The following is a 21,156-nucleotide window of genomic DNA, read 5'->3' as shown; positions in this document are numbered from 1 at the left end:
ATACGGGCCGCGCGGAACGATGATCCGCTGGGCTCTGGCAATCGCGGGGGTGATCGGGATCGTGCTCTGGCTCGTGCTGGGCAAACAGGAGGCGGCTGTGCCGGTTGCAATTGCCGACATAATCACCGTGCCGTCGGGTCAGGCGGTGAGCTTCGTCGACACCGTCAACGACGCTCCCGGGCCCCAGGGACTGACGATCCGTTTCCGCTTTCTCGCGCCGGGCATCGCGCGCGAGAGGAGCACGGTGAGCGCAGAGGCTGCACAGGAGGACATGGCACATCTGTGCGAAATCTACGCCCTTCCGCGGCTGCCCGGGACCGGCCCGCGCCCCGAACAGATCGTGATCTCGTTCATGGATCGGGTCGTGCCCTTCGGCGAGCCCGACCCCGAGGCGACCCAGTTCTTTGAAGCCTATCGCGTCGAGGATGGGACCTGCATCTGGGAGGCATTGTGATGCGTCCACAGTATCTTGCCGGTCCCGGCGATTCTTGGTGCAGAGGTGATGCCCGCCCGCCACAGCTTCCAAACTTGCAGGGGCCGACATGGGACGGCGGCGGGCCATCCGCTATGATGGCGCGTGGCGGCGATCTCACGGCCGCTGCAGAAACAACCCGGCGGGAAATCGCGGAGAACCGCGCGTCCGCCTTTCTGAGCAGGAGCGTGTCATGTCTAAAGCACTTTTCGCGTGCGTTATGGTCGCATTTGTGGCGGCCTGTGCCCCGAAACAGGAAACGGTGTACGTCGAAGAACCCGTCACCGCTGAACCTGTCTTCACCGGCAAGTACAAGTAAGGTTCGCCGGCCGGTCCGCCATGGCGGACCGGCCGCACCGCGCGCGCTGCGCCCTGGGACGGGAGCCGCGCCATGCTGAAGCATCGCGGTTTTCCAGGCCGCCTTCCCGGCACCGACTTTCAGTTCACCATCCGCCGCGCGAACCCCAAGGGGGTGACCAGAATCGTCGCGCGCGAGCGCTATCGTGACCGCTCGCCGGCCGACCGGCGCGCCGACCTGGCCTTCATGGCCGCACTATGGGACCACTTCGGCGAAGAAGCGTTCGAGCGCGGCAATCTCGATGCCGGGCGGTTGTCGTGGCTGTTTGGCAGGGAAGTGATTCCCGTCGACGAGGACTTCGACCCCGAAAGCTATGAATCGCGTCTGAAAATCGACTTGGCCAGGGCCCGGGCGGCGTTCCCCGAGGCGTTCGAGGACGGGGAATAGGCATGTTCTTGCGCAATCTGGACGTGTTTGGGCGCAATTCTGCCGATCGTTTCCACCTTGGAAACTTTGGGTTTGCGCCTGCGACCCCCTCCCCGCATGGTGAGTGTGGGGCGTCACCCTACAGCAAGCATTGCGCCCCGATTTGTCAAAACCGTTACCCTTCCCCTTCTCTATGGCCTGGCCCCTCATGGGTCAGGCCGCCTTTCTTTGTCGATACGGCCTCATCCGAACCGCGCCCGCACGCCGTTCGGCAATGGAACGCCGAGCCTTCAAAATCACGCCGATTTCACTTTTCCGCGCCGTGCATTTCGCTAGACTGCGCGGCCATAACAAACCCTGTGGAAGGAAGAGCAGTATGCGGTTTACTAAAACTCTCGTCGCAATGGCGCTCGTCGGCGCTCTGGCCGGGTGCCTCGACAATGACGCGGAGCGCGGCGTGGCCGGCGCGGCTGCCGGCGCGCTCCTCGCGGACGCGACCGACAACAGCGCCGTCACCGGCGCGGTCATCGGCGGCGCGGCCGGCGTATTCTGCGACGACGTGGGCGTATGCCGATAACCATCTGACCGGGGCCGGTTCGGCCCCCGGGACAGCACTTGCCGAAGCCACCGGGGCGCGAATTCCCGGTGGCTTTTTCGTTTTCGCTCCGGACTGGATGGAAGTCCGGCGACGCCGCGCTCTGGGCATGACCTGTCGCGGGACACCGGACAGGCCCCCGGCTTTCGCGTTGAGCGACCTGCGACGCACTCTCACAAATCGCGCTCGGAAGCGGGCGCGTCGCGTGAACGGAACCGCGCTCGGGCGCGGGCCGGATCGCGCATCGAACATCCATGCACGGCGGGGAAGACAGACATGTTCAAGAAGATCCTGATCGCGAACCGGGGCGAGATCGCCTGCCGGGTCATCAAGACCGCGCGCAAGATGGGCATCCAGACGGTCGCGGTCTATTCGGATGCCGATAGGAACGCGCTGCACGTCAAGATGGCTGACGAGGCTGTCCATATCGGCCCGCCGCCCGCCAACCAGTCCTACATCGTGATTGACAAGATCATGGATGCGATCCGCCAGACCGGGGCCGAGGCTGTTCATCCCGGTTACGGCTTCTTGAGCGAAAACATGAAGTTCGCGGAGGCGCTCGAGAAGGAGGGCGTGGTCTTCATCGGCCCGCCGAGCCCTGCGATCGAAGCGATGGGCGACAAGATCACGTCGAAGAAGCTCGCGATTGATGCCAAAGTGTCGACCGTGCCAGGTTACATGGGGCTGATCGAAGATGCCGACGAGGCCGTGAAGATAAGTGGTGAGATCGGCTATCCTGTGATGATCAAGGCCTCCGCAGGCGGCGGCGGCAAGGGAATGCGGATCGCCTGGAACGACGAGGAGGCGAGGGACGGCTTCCAGTCCTCGAAGAACGAGGCGGCGGCGTCCTTCGGCGACGACCGTATCTTCATCGAGAAATTCGTCACCCAGCCGCGCCACATCGAAATCCAGGTGCTGGCCGATAAGCATGGCAACTACGTCTACCTGCACGAGCGCGAATGCTCGATACAGCGGCGGAACCAGAAGGTCATCGAAGAAGCGCCAAGCCCTTTCCTGGACGAAAAGACCCGCAAGGCGATGGGCGAACAGGCCTGCGCACTGGCCCGCGCGGTCGGCTACAGCAGCGCCGGCACCGTGGAATTCATCGTCGATGGCGACAAGAATTTCTACTTCCTTGAAATGAACACGCGACTTCAGGTTGAACACCCGGTGACAGAGCTGATCACCGGGGTAGATCTCGTGGAACAGATGATCCGCGTCGCGGCGGGCGAGAAGCTGCCATTCGCGCAGAAGGATCTGAAGATCAACGGCTGGGCGATCGAGAGCCGGCTCTATGCCGAGGACCCCTACCGCAACTTCCTGCCCTCGATTGGAAGGCTCACCCGCTACCGCCCACCCGCCGAGGCGGTCGCGGATCACGCCATCGTCCGCAACGACACGGGTGTCTATGAGGGCGGTGAAATCAGCATGTATTACGACCCGATGATCGCCAAGCTCTGCACTTGGGCACCGAACCGGGCCGAAGCGATCGAGGCGATGCGAGTCGCGCTCGACACGTTCGAAGTTGAGGGGATCGGGCACAACCTGCCGTTCCTTTCGGCGGTCATGGACCATTCGCGCTTCATCGAGGGCGCGATCACGACGGCCTTTATCGCCGAGGAATATCCCGACGGTTTCCAGGGCGTGACGCTGCCTCAGGGCCAGCTACGCAAGGTCGTCGCGGCGGCCGCGGCGATGAACCGCGTGGCCGAGATCCGGCGCACGCGGATCACCGGGCGGCTCGGCAACCACGAACGTCATGTCGGCGACGATTGGGTCGTGGCGATCCAAGGCGAGGAGATTGCCGTCCGGATCGCCGCCGACCGCGAGGGCGCCACGGTCCGGTTTCAGGATGGCACCGCACATCGCGTAACGTCGGACTGGACGCCGGGCCAGTCGCTCGCGCGGCTCGACGTCGATGGCGAGGCGGTGGTCCTGAAGGTCGACAAGATCCCGGCCGGCCAGCGCATCCGTACGCGCGGCGCGGACCTCAACGTTTATGTCCGCACACCCCGCCAGGCCGAGCTTGCGCGGCTGATGCCCGAAAAGCTTGCCCCGGACACGTCGAGATTCCTTCTGTGTCCGATGCCGGGCCTTATCGTGAAGATCTCGGTCGAAGAGGGGCAGGAGGTGCAAGAGGGTCAGGCGCTTGCCACGGTCGAGGCGATGAAGATGGAAAACATCCTGCGGGCGGAAAAGAAGAGCACCGTCAAAAAGATCGCCGCACAGCCAGGCGCGAGCCTCAAGGTCGACGACGTTATCATGGAATTCGAGTGAGGCGCTTGAGGGCATGGAACTGATCCTGCATCTCGGGGTTCACCGGACCGGCTCGACGGCGCTCCAGCGCATGCTGAACGGTACTTCGTCAATGCTGGAGGCCGTCGGAGTGCGGTTCTGGGGCCCGCAGGTGATGCGGATCGGGCATCTGCGCGATTTCGTGCCGTCGGTCGCGCGCGCGGGTTCAGATGCTGCACCCCTCGCGCAGTTCGCACCGATGGCGGCGGCGCTGCACGACGAATTCGCGCTGGCTGAGAGCGAAGGGGTGCGACGGCTGATCGTCAGCGACGAGAACCTGCTGGGCGCGATGCGCGACAACTACGATTCGGGCGCGCTATACCCGGATGCGCGCGCCTGGCTGATCGGAACGGCCGCGCTGTTCCCGCGCGCCCCCAATGAGATCTACATCGGTCTGCGCGACTACGCCGAATACGCGGTTTCGATCTACTCGCACCTTGTGCTGCGCAGGGCGATGGCGGATTTCGATTCGTCCCGCTTCGTGACGCTGGGCGAAGGGCGCGGCTGGTCGGCGGTCCTTGCCGACTTGGTCACCGTCTTTCCGAATTCCCGCGTCCGGGCGTGGCGCTACGAGCGCCGGCGCGACATGGTGCCCGGCGTCGCCCGCGCGATGGCCGGGCAGTCGGTGGACCTGCCGCCACCCAAGCTCGCTCCGACCGGCGGACTTTCCCGCCCGGCGCTCGATGCCATACGCGCAGCGTGGTCAAGGCCCGGCGGCCGTACTGCAGAACGGCAGGCCGAGGCGGCGGCTCTGGCCGGGATCGAAGGGCCGACATTCGATCCCTTCGATGCCAAGTTGCGCGCAAGGTTGACGGCAAGGTTCGAAACTGATTGGCGGAGGATTGCCTCGGGCGCGGTGCCGGGTGTCACGGTCTTCGATCCGGCTGCCTCGGAGGCGGTGCGATGAGATGCGCCTATCGGCCCAATATCTGTCTGTCGCGGATTTCCTGCTGCCTTAGCGGGAACTTGTCGATCGCACGCACGATCTCACGCACCTGCCAGGGAAGCGGCTTGCGCAGCTTCACCGCCCCGTCCTTGTCGAGCAGCACCATCGAAAAGCCGCGCGGGCGCAGTTTGCGGCGCACTTCGGACGGGTTCCTCGGGTCGGTGTCGGTGAGGATGATCACGTCGCGCTTGATGAGTTCGCCCGGATCCTCGGCGAGGTACAGAAGCTGGGTCTGGAAGGCGGGATCGTTGGCGCTGTCGGCAAAGACGACGACGGGACGCTTCTGCCAAAGAAACTCGTCGAGCGTCACGTCTTCCGCCGGAATCGGCTCAAGCACAGGCGGCTCGGATTCCTGGGCGTTGGTGGCAAAGGCCAACGTGCCGGACAGGATCAGGGTGAGAACGGGCTTCATGCAATCTCCTTTGCCTCAGATATAGGCCCAAGGGGCAGATTACCAAAGGAATATGCCGGGACGGTGATACGGGTCCGGCGAGCGGTGAAAGGACGACGACGATGACGGGAAAGCTGAAGGAATGGCAGGTTCTGGCGGAGAAAGAGCTGAAGGGCCGCAATCCCGACGATCTGACATGGGCCACGCTCGAAGGGATCGCCGTCAAGCCGCTTTACACCGAGGCTGATACGGAAAGCCTTGACCATATCGGCTCGTTGCCCGGTCTTGCGCCTTTCACGCGCGGGCCGCGCGCGACGATGTACGCGGGCCGGCCGTGGACGATTCGGCAATACGCGGGCTTCTCGACGGCGGAAGAGTCGAATGCGTTCTATCGCAAGAACCTCGCGGCCGGGCAGCAGGGCGTATCGGTCGCCTTCGATCTCGCGACGCACCGGGGCTACGACAGCGACCATCCTCGCGTCGTGGGAGACGTGGGCAAGGCGGGCGTCGCGATCGACAGCGTCGAGGACATGAAGATCCTGTTCAACGGCATCCCGCTTGGGAAGATCAGCGTGTCAATGACCATGAACGGGGCGGTCATCCCAATCCTTGCGAGCTTCATCGTTGCGGGCGAGGAGCAGGGGGTGGAACGGTCAGCCCTGTCGGGCACGATCCAGAACGACATCCTCAAGGAGTTCATGGTGCGTAACACCTACGTCTACCCGCCCGAACCGAGCATGAGGATCGTCGCGGATATCATTGAATACACCGCGAAAGAGATGCCGAAGTTCAACTCGATCAGCATCTCCGGCTACCACATGCAGGAAGCGGGCGCGAACCTCGTGCAGGAGCTGGCCTATACGCTGGCCGACGGGCGCGAATACGTCCGCACGGCCATCGCGCGGGGCATGGACGTGGACGCCTTCGCGGGGCGGCTGTCGTTCTTCTTCGCCATCGGCATGAATTTTTTCATGGAGGCCGCGAAGCTGCGCGCCGCGCGGCTTCTCTGGCACCGGATCATGACGGAGTTCGGCGCGAAGAAGCCGTCGAGCCTGATGCTGCGCACTCATTGCCAGACCTCGGGCGTATCCTTGCAGGAGCAGGACCCTTACAACAACGTCATCCGCACCGCTTACGAGGCGATGAGCGCCGTTCTCGGCGGCACCCAGTCCTTGCATACCAATGCGCTTGACGAGGCGATCGCCCTCCCGACCGAGTTCTCTGCGCGGATCGCGCGCAATACGCAACTGATTTTGCAGGAAGAAACCGGAATCACTCATGTCGTCGATCCGCTCGCCGGGTCCTACTACGTGGAAAGCCTGACGGCGGAACTGGCCGAAAACGCCTGGGCGCTCGTGGAAGAGGTCGAGACGATGGGCGGCATGACCAAGGCCGTGGCCTCGGGGATGCCGAAGCTCCGGATCGAGGAAAGCGCGGCCCGCCGTCAGGCGATGATCGACCGCGGCGAGGAGGTCATCGTCGGCGTCAACAAGTACCGCAAGGACAAGGAAGACCCGATCGACATTCTGGATGTGGACAACGTGAAGGTGCGCGAGGCGCAGATTACGCGCCTGGAGAAGATCAGGGCAAGCCGCGATCAGGCGAAGTGCGACGCGGCGCTGGCCGAAGTGGAGCGGCGCGCGAAGGACGGCGGCAATCTTTTGGAGGCGGCGGTCGAGGCCGCGCGGGCGAGGGCATCGGTAGGAGAGATTTCGATGGCGATGGAAAAGGTGTTCGGCCGCCACCGGGCCGAAGTGAAGACGCTCGCCGGTGTCTACGGCGCAGCCTATGAAGGCGACGAGGCCTTCGCGGCGATCCAACAGGATGTCGAATCGTTTGCGGAGGAGGAGGGGCGACGCCCGCGGATGCTCGTTGTCAAGATGGGCCAGGACGGGCACGACAGGGGCGCAAAGGTCATTGCGACCGCCTTCGCCGATATTGGCTTCGACGTCGATGTCGGCCCCCTCTTCCAGACGCCGGAGGAGGCCGCACAGGACGCGGTCGATAACGATGTCCACATCATCGGCATCTCGTCCCAGGCGGCTGGCCACAAAACGCTGGCGCCGAAGCTCATTGAGGCGCTGAAGGATAAGGGCGCGGGCGACATCGTCGTGATCTGCGGCGGCGTCATTCCGCAGCAGGATTACGAGTTCCTGCAAAATGCCGGCGTCAAGGCGATCTTCGGCCCGGGGACGAACATCCCGGCGGCGGCCAAAGACATCCTGCGGCTGGTGCGCGAGGCCCGGGCGGCATAGTGGGGCCGCCCGTCTGAGTGGCTTCGCCGGCTTCGTCAGTTGTGGACAGCGGGCGCGGGGTGATCGGAAGCCGGCGCTTCCGCTTCATCCTCTACGCCCGGCGCGGCGCTGAGAAGCAGGATCGCATAGCCGAGTATCGCGGAGATGCCCGACCCCACGAGGACGCCGAGCCGCACCGCGTTCATGTTGTCCTGGCTGTCGAAGCTCAGGCCGCCGATGAACAGGGACATCGTGAAGCCGATCCCGGCCAGGCATGCGATCCCGTAGACATGCGCCCAGGTGACGGCATGTGGCAGCCGTGCCCAGCCGGCTCTGACCATCAGCCAGGTCACGCCGAAGACGCCAAGCTGTTTGCCGACAACGAGACCCGCTGCGATACCCAGCGGCAGGGGCGCGAAGAGATCACCGAATGTCAGCCCCTGAAGCACCACACCGGCATTGGCGAAGGCGAAGATCGGCACGATGAGAAATCCGACATAAGGCGTCAGGGCATCCTCCATCGCGTGGAGCGGCGATTTTCCGAAGCGGTCCTTCATCGGTACGAAAAACGCGGTGATCACACCCGCAAGCGTCGCATGGACACCGGATTTCAGGACGAGCACCCAAAGGATAACGCCGCATAATATGAATGGCGCATGGCGATGGGCGCCAACCCAGTTCAGCCATAAAAGCCCGGCGAGCGGCAGAAGCGCCAGCCAGAGATAGTCGATATGCAGTTCCCTGGTATAGAAGAGCGCGATGATCAGGATGGCGCCCAGGTCGTCGAGGATCGCAAGCGTAAGGAGGAAGATCTTCAAGGCCGAGGGAACCCGCTTTCCGAGAAGCGCGAGAACGCCCACCGCGAAGGCGATGTCTGTCGCCGCCGGGATCGCCCATCCGCCGCGCGTGACCGGGTCGGAGAAATTCAGCGCCAGATAGATCAGCGCCGGCACAACCATGCCGCCCACGGCCGCCATGCCCGGAAGCACGACATCGCCGGGCTTCTTCAGCTTGCCTTCGACCATCTCGCGCTTCAACTCCAGCCCGACGAGGAAGAAGAAGACCGCCATCAGCCCGTCGTTGATCCACAGGATCAGCGGTTTCGAGAGCCCTTCGCCATCGAGAAGGATCGAGAGCTTCTTTACGAGGATCAGGTGATACCCGGCCGACAGCGAGGAATTGGCGACGATCAGCGCCAGAAGCGCGGCGAGCATGAGAACGACACCCCCTGCGGCGTCGTGGCGGAACAGACGTTCGAGGGTGCGGGAAAGGCTCATACGGGCGAATTCCTGTCGGGTTCAATGACGTTCGGGACAAGATGAACCTTTTCCCGGCGAGATCAACAGTCGATGCGCCGGAAATCGGCTTGCCCGACGCTCGTGCGCGCCTAGGATTATCTGGATCGGGCGGGGAACACGGCATGGCGGAATTCGATCATCTTGCGGTTTCGGCGCGGATACTGGACGAGGGGGCCGCGGACGTGGAAGCGGCGCTGGGCGTCGCGCTCGAGACTGGCGGGAGGCATCCTCTGATGGGGACGCACAACCGCCTTCTGAGCCTCGGCCCGTCCGAATATCTCGAAGTGATCGCGATCGATCCCGACGCGCCCGCGCCGGATCGACCGCGTTGGTTCGCGCTTGATGCATTTTCCGGCCCGCCTCGGCTGACGAACTGGGTGCTGCGGGTGGACGATCTGCATGCGGCGCTCGCCGGGGCGCCGGAGGGGGCGGGGTGGCCGATCGACCTCGCCCGGGGCGCCTATCGCTGGCGCATGGCTGTACCGGAAGACGGGCGACTGCCGTTCGACAATCGATTCCCCGCGCTAATCGAATGGCGCAGCCATGCCCATCCTGCCGCCGCCTTGCCGGACCGGGGGTGCCGGCTCCTGAAGCTCGAGGTGTCGCACTCGGAGGCGGGCGCTCTTGGCCGAGCGCTGCCGCTTAACGATCCGCGCATCGATTTTGTGGTGGGGCCGCCCGGCCTCAGGGCAGTGATTGCGACGCCTGCGGGCGAGCGGGTGCTGACGTGATCATCCGGCCTGCAGTGACGGCAGACTTGCCGGCCATACTCGACCAATGGAATCCGGTCATCCGGGACACGACTGTCACCTTCACGAGCGAGGAGAAGACCGTCAAGAGCCTCGCTGTGCTCATAGCGGAACGGCGGGCGGCGGGGCGCGAATTCCTCATCGCGGAAGAAGAAGGGTTGCTCGGCTTCGCGACCTACGCCCAATTTCGGGGCGGCATCGGCTATGTCCATGCGATGGAACATACCATCGTGCTCGCGCCACGGGCGCGCGGGCGCGGCACGGGACGCGCTTTGATGGCGCGGATCGAGGCGCATGCTCGCGCTGGTGGAGCGCATACTCTCTTCGCGGGGGTGTCAGGCGAGAATTCAGAAGGCGTTGCCTTCCACGAACGGATAGGCTTCATCCATGTCGCGCGCATTCCCGAAGTCGGCCGCAAGTTCGGGCGCTGGCTCGACCTCGTTCTGATGATGAAGATGCTTGGATAGGGAAGCGCGTTTCAGGCGGCGCTTTCCACCGCCTGCACGATCCCGTCTACGATTTCGGCGAGAAGCGCTTCGTCCTCGCATTCTGCCATGACCCGGATCAGCGGCTCGGTGCCCGACTTGCGGATCAGCAGCCGGCCGGAGCCATTCAGACGCGCTTCCGCGCCGGTGATCGCAGCTTGGACATTGGCGGCCGACAGCGGTTCGGTTCCGACCCCGTAGCGGACGTTCTTGAGCATCTGCGGCACCGTGTCGAACTGGCGGACGAGTTCGGAGGCGCGCTTGCCCGTCTCGGCCATCGCGGCGAGGAACTGCAATCCAGCGATCAGGCCGTCGCCCGTCGTCGCATAGTCGGTCATCACGATATGGCCCGATTGCTCGCCGCCGAGGTTGAAGCCGCCCTCGCGCATCCGCTCGACAACGTAGCGGTCGCCAACCGCTGTCCGCTCGAGGCGCAGACCGCGGCTGCGCAGGAAGCGCTCAAGTCCAAGGTTGGACATGACCGTCGCGACGAGCGCATCGCCGCTCAGCCGACCGGACTCTGCCCAACGCGCGGCGAAAAGCGCCATGATCTGATCGCCGTCCGCGACCTTGCCGTTCTCGTCGAGGATCATCACCCGATCCGCATCGCCATCCAGCGAGATGCCAAGGTCCGCACCATGCGCCACGACCGCCGCGGCTGCCGTCTCCAGGTGGGTGGACCCGCAGTGGTCGTTGATGTTGTGGCCATTGGGCGTGACTCCCACCGGGATCACCTCGGCGCCAAGCTCCCACAGCACTTCGGGCGCGGCGCGATAAGCCGCCCCGTTCGCGCAGTCGATGACAACCTTGAGGCCGGAAAGCTGGCCGCGCAGCGGGAACGTTGTCTTGGCGTATTCGACATAGCGTCCGCGCCCATCGTCGATCCGTCTCGCGCGGCCGATATTCTCAGGTTGGGCCGGCTCGATCTCGCCCGTCAGGATCTCTTCGATCTCGGTCTCGGCCTCGTCAGAAAGCTTGAACCCGTCAGGCCCGAAGAACTTGATGCCGTTATCGTGGGCAGGGTTGTGGGACGCCGAGATCATGATGCCGAGATCCGCGCGCATGGAGCGGGTTAGGTAACCCACCGCAGGGGTGGGCACCGGCCCAAGGAGGAGTACGTTCATGCCCGTCGAGGTCAGCCCCGCCGTCAGCGCGTTTTCGAGCATGTAGCCGGAAAGTCGCGTGTCCTTGCCGATCACAACCCGGTGCCCGTTCCGCCCGTCAGTGCGGAAGAAGCGACCCGCCGCCGCGCCGAGCCTCAGCGCCATCTCGGCAGTCATGGGATACGTGTTCGCCGTGCCGCGCACGCCGTCGGTTCCGAAGATCTTTCTGCTCATGCCTGTTCTCCCGCGCTCACGGCTTCGTAGAGCCTTAGCGCCTGTTTTGCCTCGACGATATCATGGACGCGATGAAACTGCACTCCTTGCGCGAGCCCGGCAAGCATCACGGCGATCGTGCCGGGGATGCGCAGCTCGGCACGACTCTCCGCCGCCCCGCCGCCAATGGTACCGATGAACCGCTTGCGCGACGCGCCGAGGAGCACGACGCAGCCCAGGCCGTGAAACAGCGACAGGCCCCGGAGCAGCTCAAGATTATGCGCGACTGTCTTTCCAAAGCCGATGCCTGGGTCGACGACGATGCGGTCGCGCGGGATCCCGGCCGCTTCAGCCTGCGCGACACGTTCGGCAAGAAAATCAAAGACATCGAGGAGGACGCTGTCATAGCGTGGGTCATTCTGCATGGTCGCAGGATCGCCCTGCGCATGCATGAGGCACAGCGGCACCCCGCGCGCGGCCACAAGCGCAGCGATACCAGGATCGTAACCCAAAGCCGCGACATCGTTGACGAAATCGGCACCGGCGTCGAGCGCGGCCCCGGCGACCTCGGCCTTGCGCGTGTCGATTGAGATGGGGAGCTTGAGACCGCCTGACCGAAGCTTCGAGATCACCGGCGCGGTGCGCTCGATCTCCTCGGCAGCTCCGACGACACCCGCGCCAGGCCGCGTGCTTTCGCCACCGATGTCGAGGATGTCGGCCCCCGCCTCGGCCATCGCGCGGGCATGGGCAGCGGCGGCGTCCCCGGCATGAAAGCGCCCGCCATCGGAAAAGCTGTCGGGTGTCACGTTAAGAATGCCCATGAGGCGCGGACGGTCGAACTCCATCCCCGCCAGCGGCAGGCGGGCGGCGGTGAGGTGGCCACGGATCTCCGCCGGGATATCTTCGGCCAGGATGAGGCCCCTTGAGCCATCGCGCTTCAGAACCTCGGCCCGGTCGAACCAGCACCATCCGCCGGCGAGCGGCAGTGCGCCGTCGGGGCGCAGCGGATCTGTCATCGGGATCGGGCGGAAATATTCCATGCGGGGCTTTTCTTCCGCACCACGCCGCTTGGCAAGGGCGTCGATCAGAGCGGCCCGACAGGCACGCGGCAACCTGCCGGCACTGCAACAGTTTCGTGAAGATCGACCCGCGTGGCGTCGAGCATCTCGGCGAGCCAGAGCGCCAGCGCAAAGGGGTCGGCGCGCAGCGGTGCGCCTGCGACATCGAGCGCCATTTTGCCCGGCGCCCAGACGACCGGTTCGCCCCGCTTCATCGCCCAGTCAAGTTCGGTCCGCGTCGCGACAACGTTAAGGCGGCTGTCGAGCGCGGCGACCGCCCAGGCGGCCTGTTCAATAGCGAGAAGATCGATGCGGCGCTGGGCGTCGGGCGTGGCCGCCTCGGGGCGGGGAAGATCGGGCAGGCCGACAGTCACGACCGCCGCGGTGGGAGCAATGCGGTCGAGCCAGGCCGAAAGTGCGGGCGCCAATATGTCCGCCGGCACATGCGCGATGACGGGCCGAGGCGCGGATTCCCTCGGCGTGTCGGTCGTTTCGGCGCTGCGGCTCCGGACGATCTCAACGCCAAGTGCGCCGGGCCCCCGGTCGAGCTTCTCGACGCGCAGGAAGACGCGCTCGGGCTGCGGCTCAGCCAGCAGACGCGCGCAGATGCGTTCGGCCAGAGTTTCGAGTAGATTGAGCCGTTCGGCCGCGAGCTCGGCCGCGATCGCATCGGTGATCCGGTCATAGGAAAGGATACGATCCACGTCGTCGCCCGCCTTGTCCTGCGTGCGGAGTTCCACCACGACGTTGAAGCGCAACCGCTGCGGGGCGCCGCGCTCGACCTGGAAGGCCCCTATATCGGCCTGCGCGATATGATCGCGCAGACTGATCCGGTCGGGCGGATCGCCTGTCTCCATCGCGTGGGCGCGGTCTTCCGGATGGGCGAAGGCCAGGCGGATGTCGTCACACATGTCGATGCTCCGAACGTCGGCTCGGCGCATCATAGCGCCACGCCCCGCGCTAGGAATAGCGCGAGGTCGGCGCGTTGCGGCCCGCAAGCGACCCTCGGCGTCTCAGTTCAGCGCTGTCTTTAGCGGCGGGCGGTAGAAGATGTGCTGTCCGATTTCCGCGGTCCGGTCGAAACGGCGCGACCAGGCCGGCCGCACGGCGGGCGTGTGGAAATAGGTTGCTCCGTCGGTCAGACGGCGCGGCGCGCCTTCGATCATGGCGCGCGCGATCTTGCCGGCGACAGTCCAGGCGCTCTTGTCGCCGATCCGCTCGGCAGCACCGTCACACATGAACGAGAATTGGCAGCCGCGCGAATTCGACTGATTGACCACGCCACAGACCGAGGCGGGGAAACGCGGGCTGTCCACCCGGTTGAGGATCACTTCAGCGACAGCCGCCTGCCCCTTGATGCCTTCGCCGCGCGCTTCAAAATAGAGCGCCTTGGCAAGGCACTCGAATTCGGGCCCACCCGTGGGCGCGGACTGGTTGGCGAGCCATGCCGTGTCATACCCGATGGCTTTGTTCTTCGACTTCGACCGCGTCTTCGGTGCGGGCGAGGTCACGATTGCAGTGAGGCGAGTCCCCTTAACGGCGCCGAGCGCCGCCCGTTCCTGTCCAAGAAGGGCGGTCAGGTTCATTCCAATGGCAGCGGTCGGATCATTCGACTGGCTAACCGTCATCTCGGCGTGCACGCCTCCAGAGAGGGCGAGGAGCATGGCGATGCCCCCGGTCCAAGACTTCAGCATAAACATTTCACTATCCCGAATTGCTAACGTCGAGCCACAGCCCCCAAGGCTTTGACCGGCGCGGCATATCCCATACAGCCGCTCACGTCCAGTCGCGTGATATTTAGGCAACAGTGGCCCGTTGTGACCTATGGGCTGTTTCCCACTTGGAAACACAGAAAAACGCGGGCCCGGAGGCCTTTCGTTTGAGTAACATATTGCAAATAATGAATTAATTTACGAATCTTGTTTGTCGAGCAAGGCGAACTGCGCGGCAGCGAGTCGCGCGACGGGTACTCTAAACGGCGAGCAGGAGACGTAGTCGAAGCCGGACCTGCGACAAAATGCGATGCTTGGCGGGTTGCCGCCATGTTCGCCACAGACGGAAAGCGTTACGTCAGGCTGAATTTTGCGCCCCCGCGCACACCCGATGAGCAGGAGTTCGCCGACGCCATCAATGTCCAAAACGTGAAACGGATCCTCAGGGTAGACCTGCTGCTTAACGTAGTCGCCCATGAAGCGACCGGCATCGTCGCGCGACAGGCCGTATGTCATCTGAGTCAGGTCGTTCGTTCCGAACGAGAGGAACGACACGTGGTGAGCGATTTCCCCGGCGCGAAGTGCCGCGCGCGGAGTCTCCACCATGACCCCCAGGCGGTAGTCGAAATCGACGCCGGTCGCGACTCTGACGGCGGCGGCGACGGCGTCGAACTGCGTTTTCACGATTTCGACCTCGCGCTTGGCCGAGACGAGCGGGATCATCACTTCGGGCACCACGGCGGCGCCGCGTCTTGACGCTTCGACGGTTGCCTCAAAGATCGCGCGGGCCTGCATCTCGTAGATTTCAGGCACCGTCACGCCGATCCGCACCCCGCGCAGGCCGAGCATCGGGTTGAACTCGCTCAGCGCCTCGACACGGCGCGTCACCTCCGAAAGCGGCCGGTCGAGTGCCTCGGCCAGTTCGCGCATCCCCTCGCGGTCTTGCGGCAGAAATTCATGAAGCGGCGGATCGAACAGCCGGATGCAGACCGGAAGGCCCGCCATGATATCAAAGAGCGTGATGAAGTCCGCCCGCTGCATCGGCAGCAGCCGGTCAAGCGCCACCTTCCGGTCCTTCGCGGAGTTGGCGAAGATCATCTCGCGCATGACCGTCAGCCGGTCTTCGTCGAAGAACATGTGCTCGGTCCGGCAAAGGCCGATCCCCTCGGCCTCGAACATCCGCGCGGTGCGGGCTTCGTCCGGCGTATCGGCGTTGGCGCGCACGCCGATGTCGCGGACATTGTCGGCCCAGTGCAAAAGCGTGCGGAACCATTCGTCCAGCGCGGGCTCCAGCATCTCGGTAGTGCCGGCGAGAACTTCGCCGTTCGTACCATCGATCGTGATCATGTCGCCTTCGCCGAAGACGCGTCCGTCTTTGGTGGTGATCCGGCGGTCGCGCGTGTCGAGGCCAAGATCGGAGGCGCCGACGATACAGGGCAGGCCGAGCCCGCGCGCGATCACCGCCGCATGGCTCGTGATGCCGCCGCGCTCGGTCAAGACCGCCACAGCGGCATGCATGCCGCGGATATCCTCGGGCACCGTCTCGCGGCGTACGAGGATGCAGGCTTCGCCTCTTGAGGCGCTGGCCTGGGCGTCGGCGGCTGAAAGGACGATGCGGCCCGACGCGGCGCCGGGGCTGGCGTTGATGCCGCGCGCGATACAGTCGCGCGTGCCGCGGGGATCGACTTGATAGTGCAAGAGCTCCGACAACGCGCGCGGCTCGACCCTGAGAATCGCCTCGTCACGGCTGATGATGTCTTCCTGGGCGAGCGTCACCGCGGTTCGCACCGCCGCGCGCGACGAGCAGGGCACGCGGATTGCGTCGATAACCCTCAACGCGCCATTCTCCAGCGCGAACTCGATCTGCATCTCCTCGCGCAGTTTTACGCGGCAGCGGCGGCAGTGGTCCTGAAGGGTGGCGAAAACCTCGGGCGCGGCCTCTTCGAGCGAATTGCCGCGCTTGTCCTTGACCAGATAAAATGTCTCTTCGGCCTTGCGGTTCGCGGGATTGAGCCCGCGGAAGCGGCCCGTCACCTGGGGTGCGCCGGTCACGCCTTCGATCAGCTGAATCGTGCCCTGACCCGAGAGGCCCGGACCTAAACACTGCACCATCTCCTGCACGACGAGGCCGAGCGCGGCTTCGGGCGGCGCGCCCTTGGCCTCACGCAGGAGCCGTGCGGTTGTTCCTTCCCACGCGCGCGCCATGGAGCGCAGGACCTCGGCAAGCTGGCGGGCGGTGTCCTGGGGGAATTCCTCCTCCATTTCGGCGTCGTAGGCGGCGAGCGCGGCGGCCAGCGCGGATTCAGACGGCTCGGCCGTGAACATGTCGGGGTCGAGCCGCGCGACATGGATTGCGTAAGACTGTACGAAGCCGAGGTAAAGCGCGTCGGCAAGTGCCTGGCCGTGCTTCTCGCGGATCGCGTCGTGGCGCTCGGCGTTCATACCGACATTCAGTACAGTGCCCGGCCCGCCCCAGTCGGGATCGGCGGGGCTCGGCCGGATCGAGATGAGCGCACCGGCATCGAAACTCGCCACGATTCGCCGTGTGTCGGGCATCTGGCCCGCTGCGATCGCGCGGACGGTGTCGCAGGGCAACGCCACCGATTTCGGCACCGGCAAGTCCAGTCGGATCAGCCGCTGAAGACACTTGGCGCGCCAGCCATGCCGCGCGGCATCGACTTGCGCCGATGGCGTAATCTCCGTGAACGGGGTGAAGTCCGTGTGTTTCTGCACTGCGGCAACCTCTTGTCGAGCCGCAGCATAGCGAGATGCCGGTTCTCCGCAAGATCAAGCCGGCTTCGCGGCCCCGTGACGACGGGCATGTCGCGCAGGATGGGCCCGACGGCGCGCTTGCACAGCCCGGCCCGTTACGCCATGACTGGCCCAAGGCTCTTGGCACAAGCAGGTTAGGAAGCCGTCATGGCACTGCCCGTCCGGCAGCAGGTGACGTTCTGGGGGATCGCGGCGGCGGTCTTCTTCGCTTTGCTGTGGGGACTTGGCAACGTCATCCTGCCCTTCATCGTGGGCGGCGCGCTTGCCTATTTCCTTGACCCGGTCGCGGACCGGCTCGAGCGCATGGGGATGAGCCGTGTCGCCGCAACTTCGGTTATCTCGGTGATCGCCCTGCTCACCTTTATCCTGCTCGCGCTTCTCATCGTGCCCATGCTTGTCCGCCAGCTTGGCCAACTCGTGAACGCCGCGCCGAATATCTTCGGCGAGCTGCAGGGCTTCCTGTCCGTGCAGTTCCCCCAGTTCATGGAAAACGAAAGCGTCGTCCGCGATACGCTGAGCGCTGTCGGCGAGACGATCAAGTCGCGGGGCGGGGAGCTTGCGCAGGGGCTCCTGAATTCCGCGCTGTCGGTGATCAACGCGATCGTCTTCATCGTCGTCGTTCCGGTCGTGTCGTTCTATTTGTTGCTCGACTGGGACAACATGCTCGCAAAGATCGATAGCTGGCTCCCGCGGGATCATCGCGAGAGGATCCGTCAATTGGCACGCGACGTCGACGGCGTGCTGGCTGGCTTCGTCCGCGGCCAGGTTTCGGTCTGCCTGATCCTCGGCACCTTCTATGCTGTCGCTCTGATGCTCGCCGGGCTTGATTTCGGCCTGATCGTAGGTGCCATTGCGGGGCTCATCACCTTCATTCCCTATGTGGGCGCGATTGTCGGCGGGATGCTCGCCATCGGGCTTGCGCTGTTCCAGTTCTGGGGCGACTGGCTGTCGATCGGCATCGTCGCCGCGATCTTTGCGGTGGGGCAGTTTCTCGAGGGCAACATCATCACGCCACGGCTCGTCGGCAAGTCGGTCGGGCTGCACCCAGTTTGGCTTCTTTTCGCGCTTTCCGCGTTCGGGACGCTGTTCGGCTTCGTCGGAATGCTCGTGGCGGTTCCGGTTGCGGCCGCGATCGGTGTTCTGGCGCGGTTCGGCGTATCTCAGTACCTCGACAGCCGACTTTACAAAGGGCTGTCCGAGGAGGATCGCGGTTGAGATGACCCGGCAGCTTACGCTCGATCTGCCTGTGCGGCCCGCGCTGGGGCGCGAGGATTTCTTCGTCTCGCCGTCCAACGAACTTGCAGTCGCGACACTTGACCGGGGTGACTGGCCGGGCGGAAAGCTGCTCCTGATCGGGCCTGCGGGATCAGGTAAGAGCCATCTCGCGCAGGTCTGGGCGGGTGCCGAGAGCGCCGGTGTCTTCATCGCCGAGAAGCTTCTAGACGGGTTGCCCGATGCCCGGGCGATCGTCGTCGAGGACGTCGACCGGATCGCGGGCGACAAGGCGGCAGAGACGCAGCTTTTTCACCTGCACAACCATGCCCAGGCGCATCGCATACCGCTATTGATGACGGCGCGCTCCGCCCCCACGCGCTGGGGACTCGTCCTGCCCGATCTCGCCAGCCGGCTCGAAGCCACGGCGCTGGCGACGCTTCTGCCGCCGGACGACGCGCTTCTCGCGGCGGTCCTCGTGAAGCTGTTCTCCGACCGCCAGATCTCTGTCGCGCCGCTCGTCGTCGAGCGTCTTCTGCCGCGCATCGACCGCTCGTTCGCCGGATTGCACAGGCTCGTCGCCGCGCTCGATGCCGCGGCACTTTCTCGCAAGCGACCGATCACCTGGACGATCGCCTCAGAGGTTCTGGACACGCTCAGCCCCGAGACGCCATGATGCGGACACCGCGATCTGACTGTTACACGGGAAGAACATAAGCCGAGCATGACACAGGCAGATTTTCTCAAAGCTCCGTTTTCCGCCCCGGCGGCCCTGCCCGCTGAAGCGCTCACCGGCCCGGAGCGCTTCTTCAATCGCGAACTCAGCTGGCTTGCCTTCAACTGGCGCGTCCTCGACGAGGCGCGCAATCCGCGCGTTCCACTCTTGGAGCGGCTGCGGTTCCTGTCGATCTCTGCCACCAATCTCGACGAGTTCTACACCGTACGGGTCGCCGGATTGCGAGAGCTCGTGCGCGAAGGCAACGTGCTTTTCTCTGACGACGGGCTGAGCCCCGCCGAACAGCTCGCGCTCATCAACGCCGATGCGCGGCGGCTCCTGCACACCCAGCAAACGGTGTGGAACAAGCTAAAGAAGGAACTGGAGGCGGAGGGGATCGCGCTTCTGACGCGATCCAAGCTGAACAGGAAGGACGGGGCCTTCCTGGCCGACTACTTCCTCAACAAGGTCTTTCCGGTCCTCTCGCCGCTCGCGATCGACCCCGCCCATCCGTTCCCGTTCATCCCCAACACGGGCTTCTGCCTCGCACTCGAGCTTGAGCGCGCGACCGACGGGCGCCGTCTTCAGGCGCTCCTGCCGATCCCCCAGCAGATCGACCGTTTCGTCGCGCTGCCGGGCGGCAAGCGATTCGTGCCGATGGAAGAGTTGCTGCTTCTCCATCTCGGCTCGCTCTTCCCCGGCTACCGCGACACCGGGCACTGCGCCTTCCGGGTGCTGCGCGACAGCGACATCGAGGTCGAGGACGAGGCCGAGGACCTCGTGCGCGAATTCGAGACCGCCCTGAAGCGCCGAAGACGCGGGCAGGTGATCCGCATGAAGATCACCGCCGGAGCGCCGGAGGATCTGCGCGCGCTGATCATGGACGAACTCGCCGTCACGTCCGACGAGGTCGTCGAGGTCAAGGGCATGGTCGGAATGGCCGACCTGAAGGAGCTTGTCCTGGACAGCCGCCGCGACCTGCAATGGCCGTCCTTCACGCCGCGCGTGCCGGAACGCGTGCAGGACCACGATGGCGACATGTTCGCGGCGATCCGCCAGAAGGACATGCTCCTGCACCACCCCTACGAGACGTTCGACATGGTGATCCGCTTCCTCAGCCAGGCGGCGGGCGATCCGAACGTCCTGGCGATCAAGCAGACGCTCTACCGCACGTCGCAGGACAGTCCGATCGTCGCGGCGCTCTGCGAGGCGGCCGAAAGCGGCAAGTCGGTGACCGCGCTCGTCGAGTTGAAGGCCCGGTTCGACGAGGCCGCCAACATCCGCCAGTCGCGAAGGCTGGAACGCGCAGGCGCGCACGTTGTCTACGGGTTCATCAACTACAAGACGCACGCCAAGATCTCGACCGTCGTTCGGCGCGAGGGCGATCACCTCGTCACCTACACCCACTACGGCACCGGCAACTATCACCCGATCACGGCGCGGATCTACACGGACCTTTCGTTCTTCACCTGCGATCCCGCGCTGGGCCGGGACGCGACCAAGGTCTTCAACTATCTCTCCGGCTACGTGCAGCCCGAGGGGCTCGAGAATATCGCGATTTCTCCGATTTCGCTGAAGCCGCGACTTCTTGAGCTCATCGCGGCAGAGGCCAGTCACGCCCGCGCTGGACGGCCCGCGGAGATCTGGGCCAAGATGAATTCGGTGATCGACTCCGGCGTGATCGACGCGCTCTACGCCGCCTCGGAGGCCGGGGTGAAAATCAATCTCGTTATCCGCGGCATCTGCGGCCTCAGGCCGGGCATCAAGGGCCTGTCCGAGAACATCCGAGTGAAATCGATCGTCGGGCGGTTTCTCGAACATTCGCGCATCGTCTGCTTCGGCAACGGCTACGGCCTGCCGTCGAGAGGCGCGCGCGTCTTCTTCTCGTCGGCCGATTGGATGGGCCGCAACCTGAACCGGAGAGTCGAGACGCTGGTCGAGGCGACGAATCCCACCGTCAAGGCGCAGATCGTCAGCCAAATCATGGCAGCGAACCTCGCCGATGAGGCGCAAAGCTGGGTGCTCGGTCCTGACGGGCGTTACCTGCGCGACCTGCCCGAAGGGCGTGACGATCTGTTCAACTGTCACCGGTTCTTCATGGAAAATCCGTCCCTGTCGGGCAGGGGATCGGCCGGAGCGAAGGACGTTCCGAAACTTGCCCATGCGATGGATTGAAGGGTAG

19 protein-coding genes are annotated in these 21,156 nt (G+C 64.7%); 12 read left to right on the top strand and 7 right to left on the bottom strand.

The genetic code is table 11. The annotated features are described in order from the left end of the window. Window positions 1-19: 19 nt before the first annotated feature. From DEA8626_RS10165 to DEA8626_RS10145, 6 genes are all read left to right on the top strand, one after another. A complete protein-coding gene (locus tag DEA8626_RS10165; RefSeq protein WP_219929184.1) occupies window positions 20-454 on the top strand; it encodes a DUF6497 family protein in 435 nt (144 codons plus the stop codon). A gap of 211 nt (window positions 455-665) precedes the next feature. Beyond that, complete coding sequence (locus DEA8626_RS21595) at window positions 666-791, top strand: hypothetical protein (protein ID WP_281261490.1); 126 nt, start codon at window positions 666-668, stop codon at window positions 789-791. 72 nt (window positions 792-863) lie between these two features. Then, window positions 864-1,217, top strand: a complete 354-nt coding sequence (locus tag DEA8626_RS10160) for a hypothetical protein (RefSeq protein ID WP_108852841.1) — start codon at window positions 864-866, stop codon at window positions 1,215-1,217. A gap of 355 nt (window positions 1,218-1,572) precedes the next feature. Next, window positions 1,573-1,773, top strand: a complete 201-nt coding sequence (locus DEA8626_RS10155) for a hypothetical protein (RefSeq protein ID WP_108852840.1) — start codon at window positions 1,573-1,575, stop codon at window positions 1,771-1,773. A gap of 294 nt (window positions 1,774-2,067) precedes the next feature. Continuing rightward, window positions 2,068-4,068 carry an acetyl-CoA carboxylase biotin carboxylase subunit gene (locus DEA8626_RS10150; RefSeq protein ID WP_108852839.1) on the top strand — a complete coding sequence of 667 codons (2,001 nt, stop codon included), beginning with the start codon at window positions 2,068-2,070 and terminating at the stop codon, window positions 4,066-4,068. Window positions 4,069-4,081: 13 nt separating this feature from the next. Further along, window positions 4,082-4,993 (top strand): hypothetical protein, encoded by a 912-nt coding sequence (locus DEA8626_RS10145; protein ID WP_108852838.1) that lies wholly within the window; start codon window positions 4,082-4,084, stop codon window positions 4,991-4,993. 7 nt (window positions 4,994-5,000) lie between these two features. Here DEA8626_RS10145 and DEA8626_RS10140 read toward each other — a convergent pair whose 3' ends face one another. Next, window positions 5,001-5,444 (bottom strand): DUF4174 domain-containing protein, encoded by a 444-nt coding sequence (locus DEA8626_RS10140; RefSeq protein ID WP_108852837.1) that lies wholly within the window; start codon window positions 5,442-5,444, stop codon window positions 5,001-5,003. 101 nt (window positions 5,445-5,545) lie between these two features. Here DEA8626_RS10140 and scpA point away from each other — a divergent pair, with 101 nt between their 5' ends. Beyond that, on the top strand, window positions 5,546-7,678 hold the full coding sequence (gene scpA / locus DEA8626_RS10135; protein WP_108852836.1) for a methylmalonyl-CoA mutase: 2,133 nt from the start codon (window positions 5,546-5,548) through the stop codon (window positions 7,676-7,678). 35 nt (window positions 7,679-7,713) lie between these two features. Here the strand turns inward: scpA and nhaA are convergent, their stop codons facing one another. Next, window positions 7,714-8,934: a Na+/H+ antiporter NhaA gene (nhaA, locus tag DEA8626_RS10130; protein WP_108852835.1), complete on the bottom strand. Its 1,221-nt coding sequence runs from the start codon at window positions 8,932-8,934 to the stop codon at window positions 7,714-7,716. A gap of 143 nt (window positions 8,935-9,077) precedes the next feature. On the opposite strand from nhaA, the gene DEA8626_RS10125 reads away from it, so the two are divergent. Together DEA8626_RS10125 and DEA8626_RS10120 are read left to right on the top strand one after the other, a co-directional pair. Further along, window positions 9,078-9,686 carry a VOC family protein gene (locus DEA8626_RS10125; RefSeq protein WP_108852834.1) on the top strand — a complete coding sequence of 203 codons (609 nt, stop codon included), beginning with the start codon at window positions 9,078-9,080 and terminating at the stop codon, window positions 9,684-9,686. Then, window positions 9,686-10,171, top strand: coding sequence for a GNAT family N-acetyltransferase (locus tag DEA8626_RS10120; protein ID WP_108853416.1), 486 nt, complete (start codon window positions 9,686-9,688; stop codon window positions 10,169-10,171). The genes DEA8626_RS10125 and DEA8626_RS10120 overlap by 1 nt, the downstream gene beginning before the upstream one ends. An 11-nt stretch (window positions 10,172-10,182) precedes the next feature. Here the strand turns inward: DEA8626_RS10120 and glmM are convergent, their stop codons facing one another. The 5 genes from glmM to DEA8626_RS10095 form a co-directional block, all read right to left on the bottom strand. Next, window positions 10,183-11,526: a phosphoglucosamine mutase gene (gene glmM / locus DEA8626_RS10115; protein WP_108852833.1), complete on the bottom strand. Its 1,344-nt coding sequence runs from the start codon at window positions 11,524-11,526 to the stop codon at window positions 10,183-10,185. After that, window positions 11,523-12,545 carry a dihydropteroate synthase gene (folP, locus tag DEA8626_RS10110; RefSeq protein ID WP_108852832.1) on the bottom strand — a complete coding sequence of 341 codons (1,023 nt, stop codon included), beginning with the start codon at window positions 12,543-12,545 and terminating at the stop codon, window positions 11,523-11,525. The genes glmM and folP overlap by 4 nt, the downstream gene beginning before the upstream one ends. Window positions 12,546-12,589: 44 nt before the next feature. Then, a complete protein-coding gene (locus DEA8626_RS10105; protein ID WP_108852831.1) occupies window positions 12,590-13,474 on the bottom strand; it encodes a dihydroneopterin aldolase in 885 nt (294 codons plus the stop codon). 102 nt (window positions 13,475-13,576) lie between these two features. Further along, on the bottom strand, window positions 13,577-14,263 hold the full coding sequence (locus DEA8626_RS10100) for a cell wall hydrolase (RefSeq protein WP_108852830.1): 687 nt from the start codon (window positions 14,261-14,263) through the stop codon (window positions 13,577-13,579). A gap of 210 nt (window positions 14,264-14,473) precedes the next feature. Beyond that, complete coding sequence (locus DEA8626_RS10095; protein WP_108852829.1) at window positions 14,474-17,008, bottom strand: putative PEP-binding protein; 2,535 nt, start codon at window positions 17,006-17,008, stop codon at window positions 14,474-14,476. Between the two features lie 186 nt (window positions 17,009-17,194). Here DEA8626_RS10095 and DEA8626_RS10090 point away from each other — a divergent pair, with 186 nt between their 5' ends. Genes DEA8626_RS10090 through DEA8626_RS10080 form a run of 3 tightly spaced genes read left to right on the top strand, consistent with a single transcriptional unit; the run spans window position 17,195 to window position 21,149 of the window. Further along, on the top strand, window positions 17,195-18,262 hold the full coding sequence (locus DEA8626_RS10090; RefSeq protein WP_108852828.1) for an AI-2E family transporter: 1,068 nt from the start codon (window positions 17,195-17,197) through the stop codon (window positions 18,260-18,262). Window position 18,263: 1 nt separating this feature from the next. Next, the gene (locus DEA8626_RS10085; protein WP_108852827.1) at window positions 18,264-18,935 is read left to right on the top strand and encodes a P-loop NTPase family protein; all 672 of its coding nucleotides are present in this window, start codon (window positions 18,264-18,266) and stop codon (window positions 18,933-18,935) included. Window positions 18,936-18,983: 48 nt separating this feature from the next. Continuing rightward, on the top strand, window positions 18,984-21,149 hold the full coding sequence (locus DEA8626_RS10080) for an RNA degradosome polyphosphate kinase (protein WP_108852826.1): 2,166 nt from the start codon (window positions 18,984-18,986) through the stop codon (window positions 21,147-21,149). Window positions 21,150-21,156: the final 7 nt, after the last annotated feature.

The sequence above is a fragment of the Defluviimonas aquaemixtae genome (genome assembly GCF_900302475.1).
GTDB lineage: Bacteria > Pseudomonadota > Alphaproteobacteria > Rhodobacterales > Rhodobacteraceae > Albidovulum > Albidovulum aquaemixtae.
The sequence above is the reverse complement of the archived record's forward strand: the minus strand, read 5'-3'. Positions and strand labels throughout refer to the sequence as shown.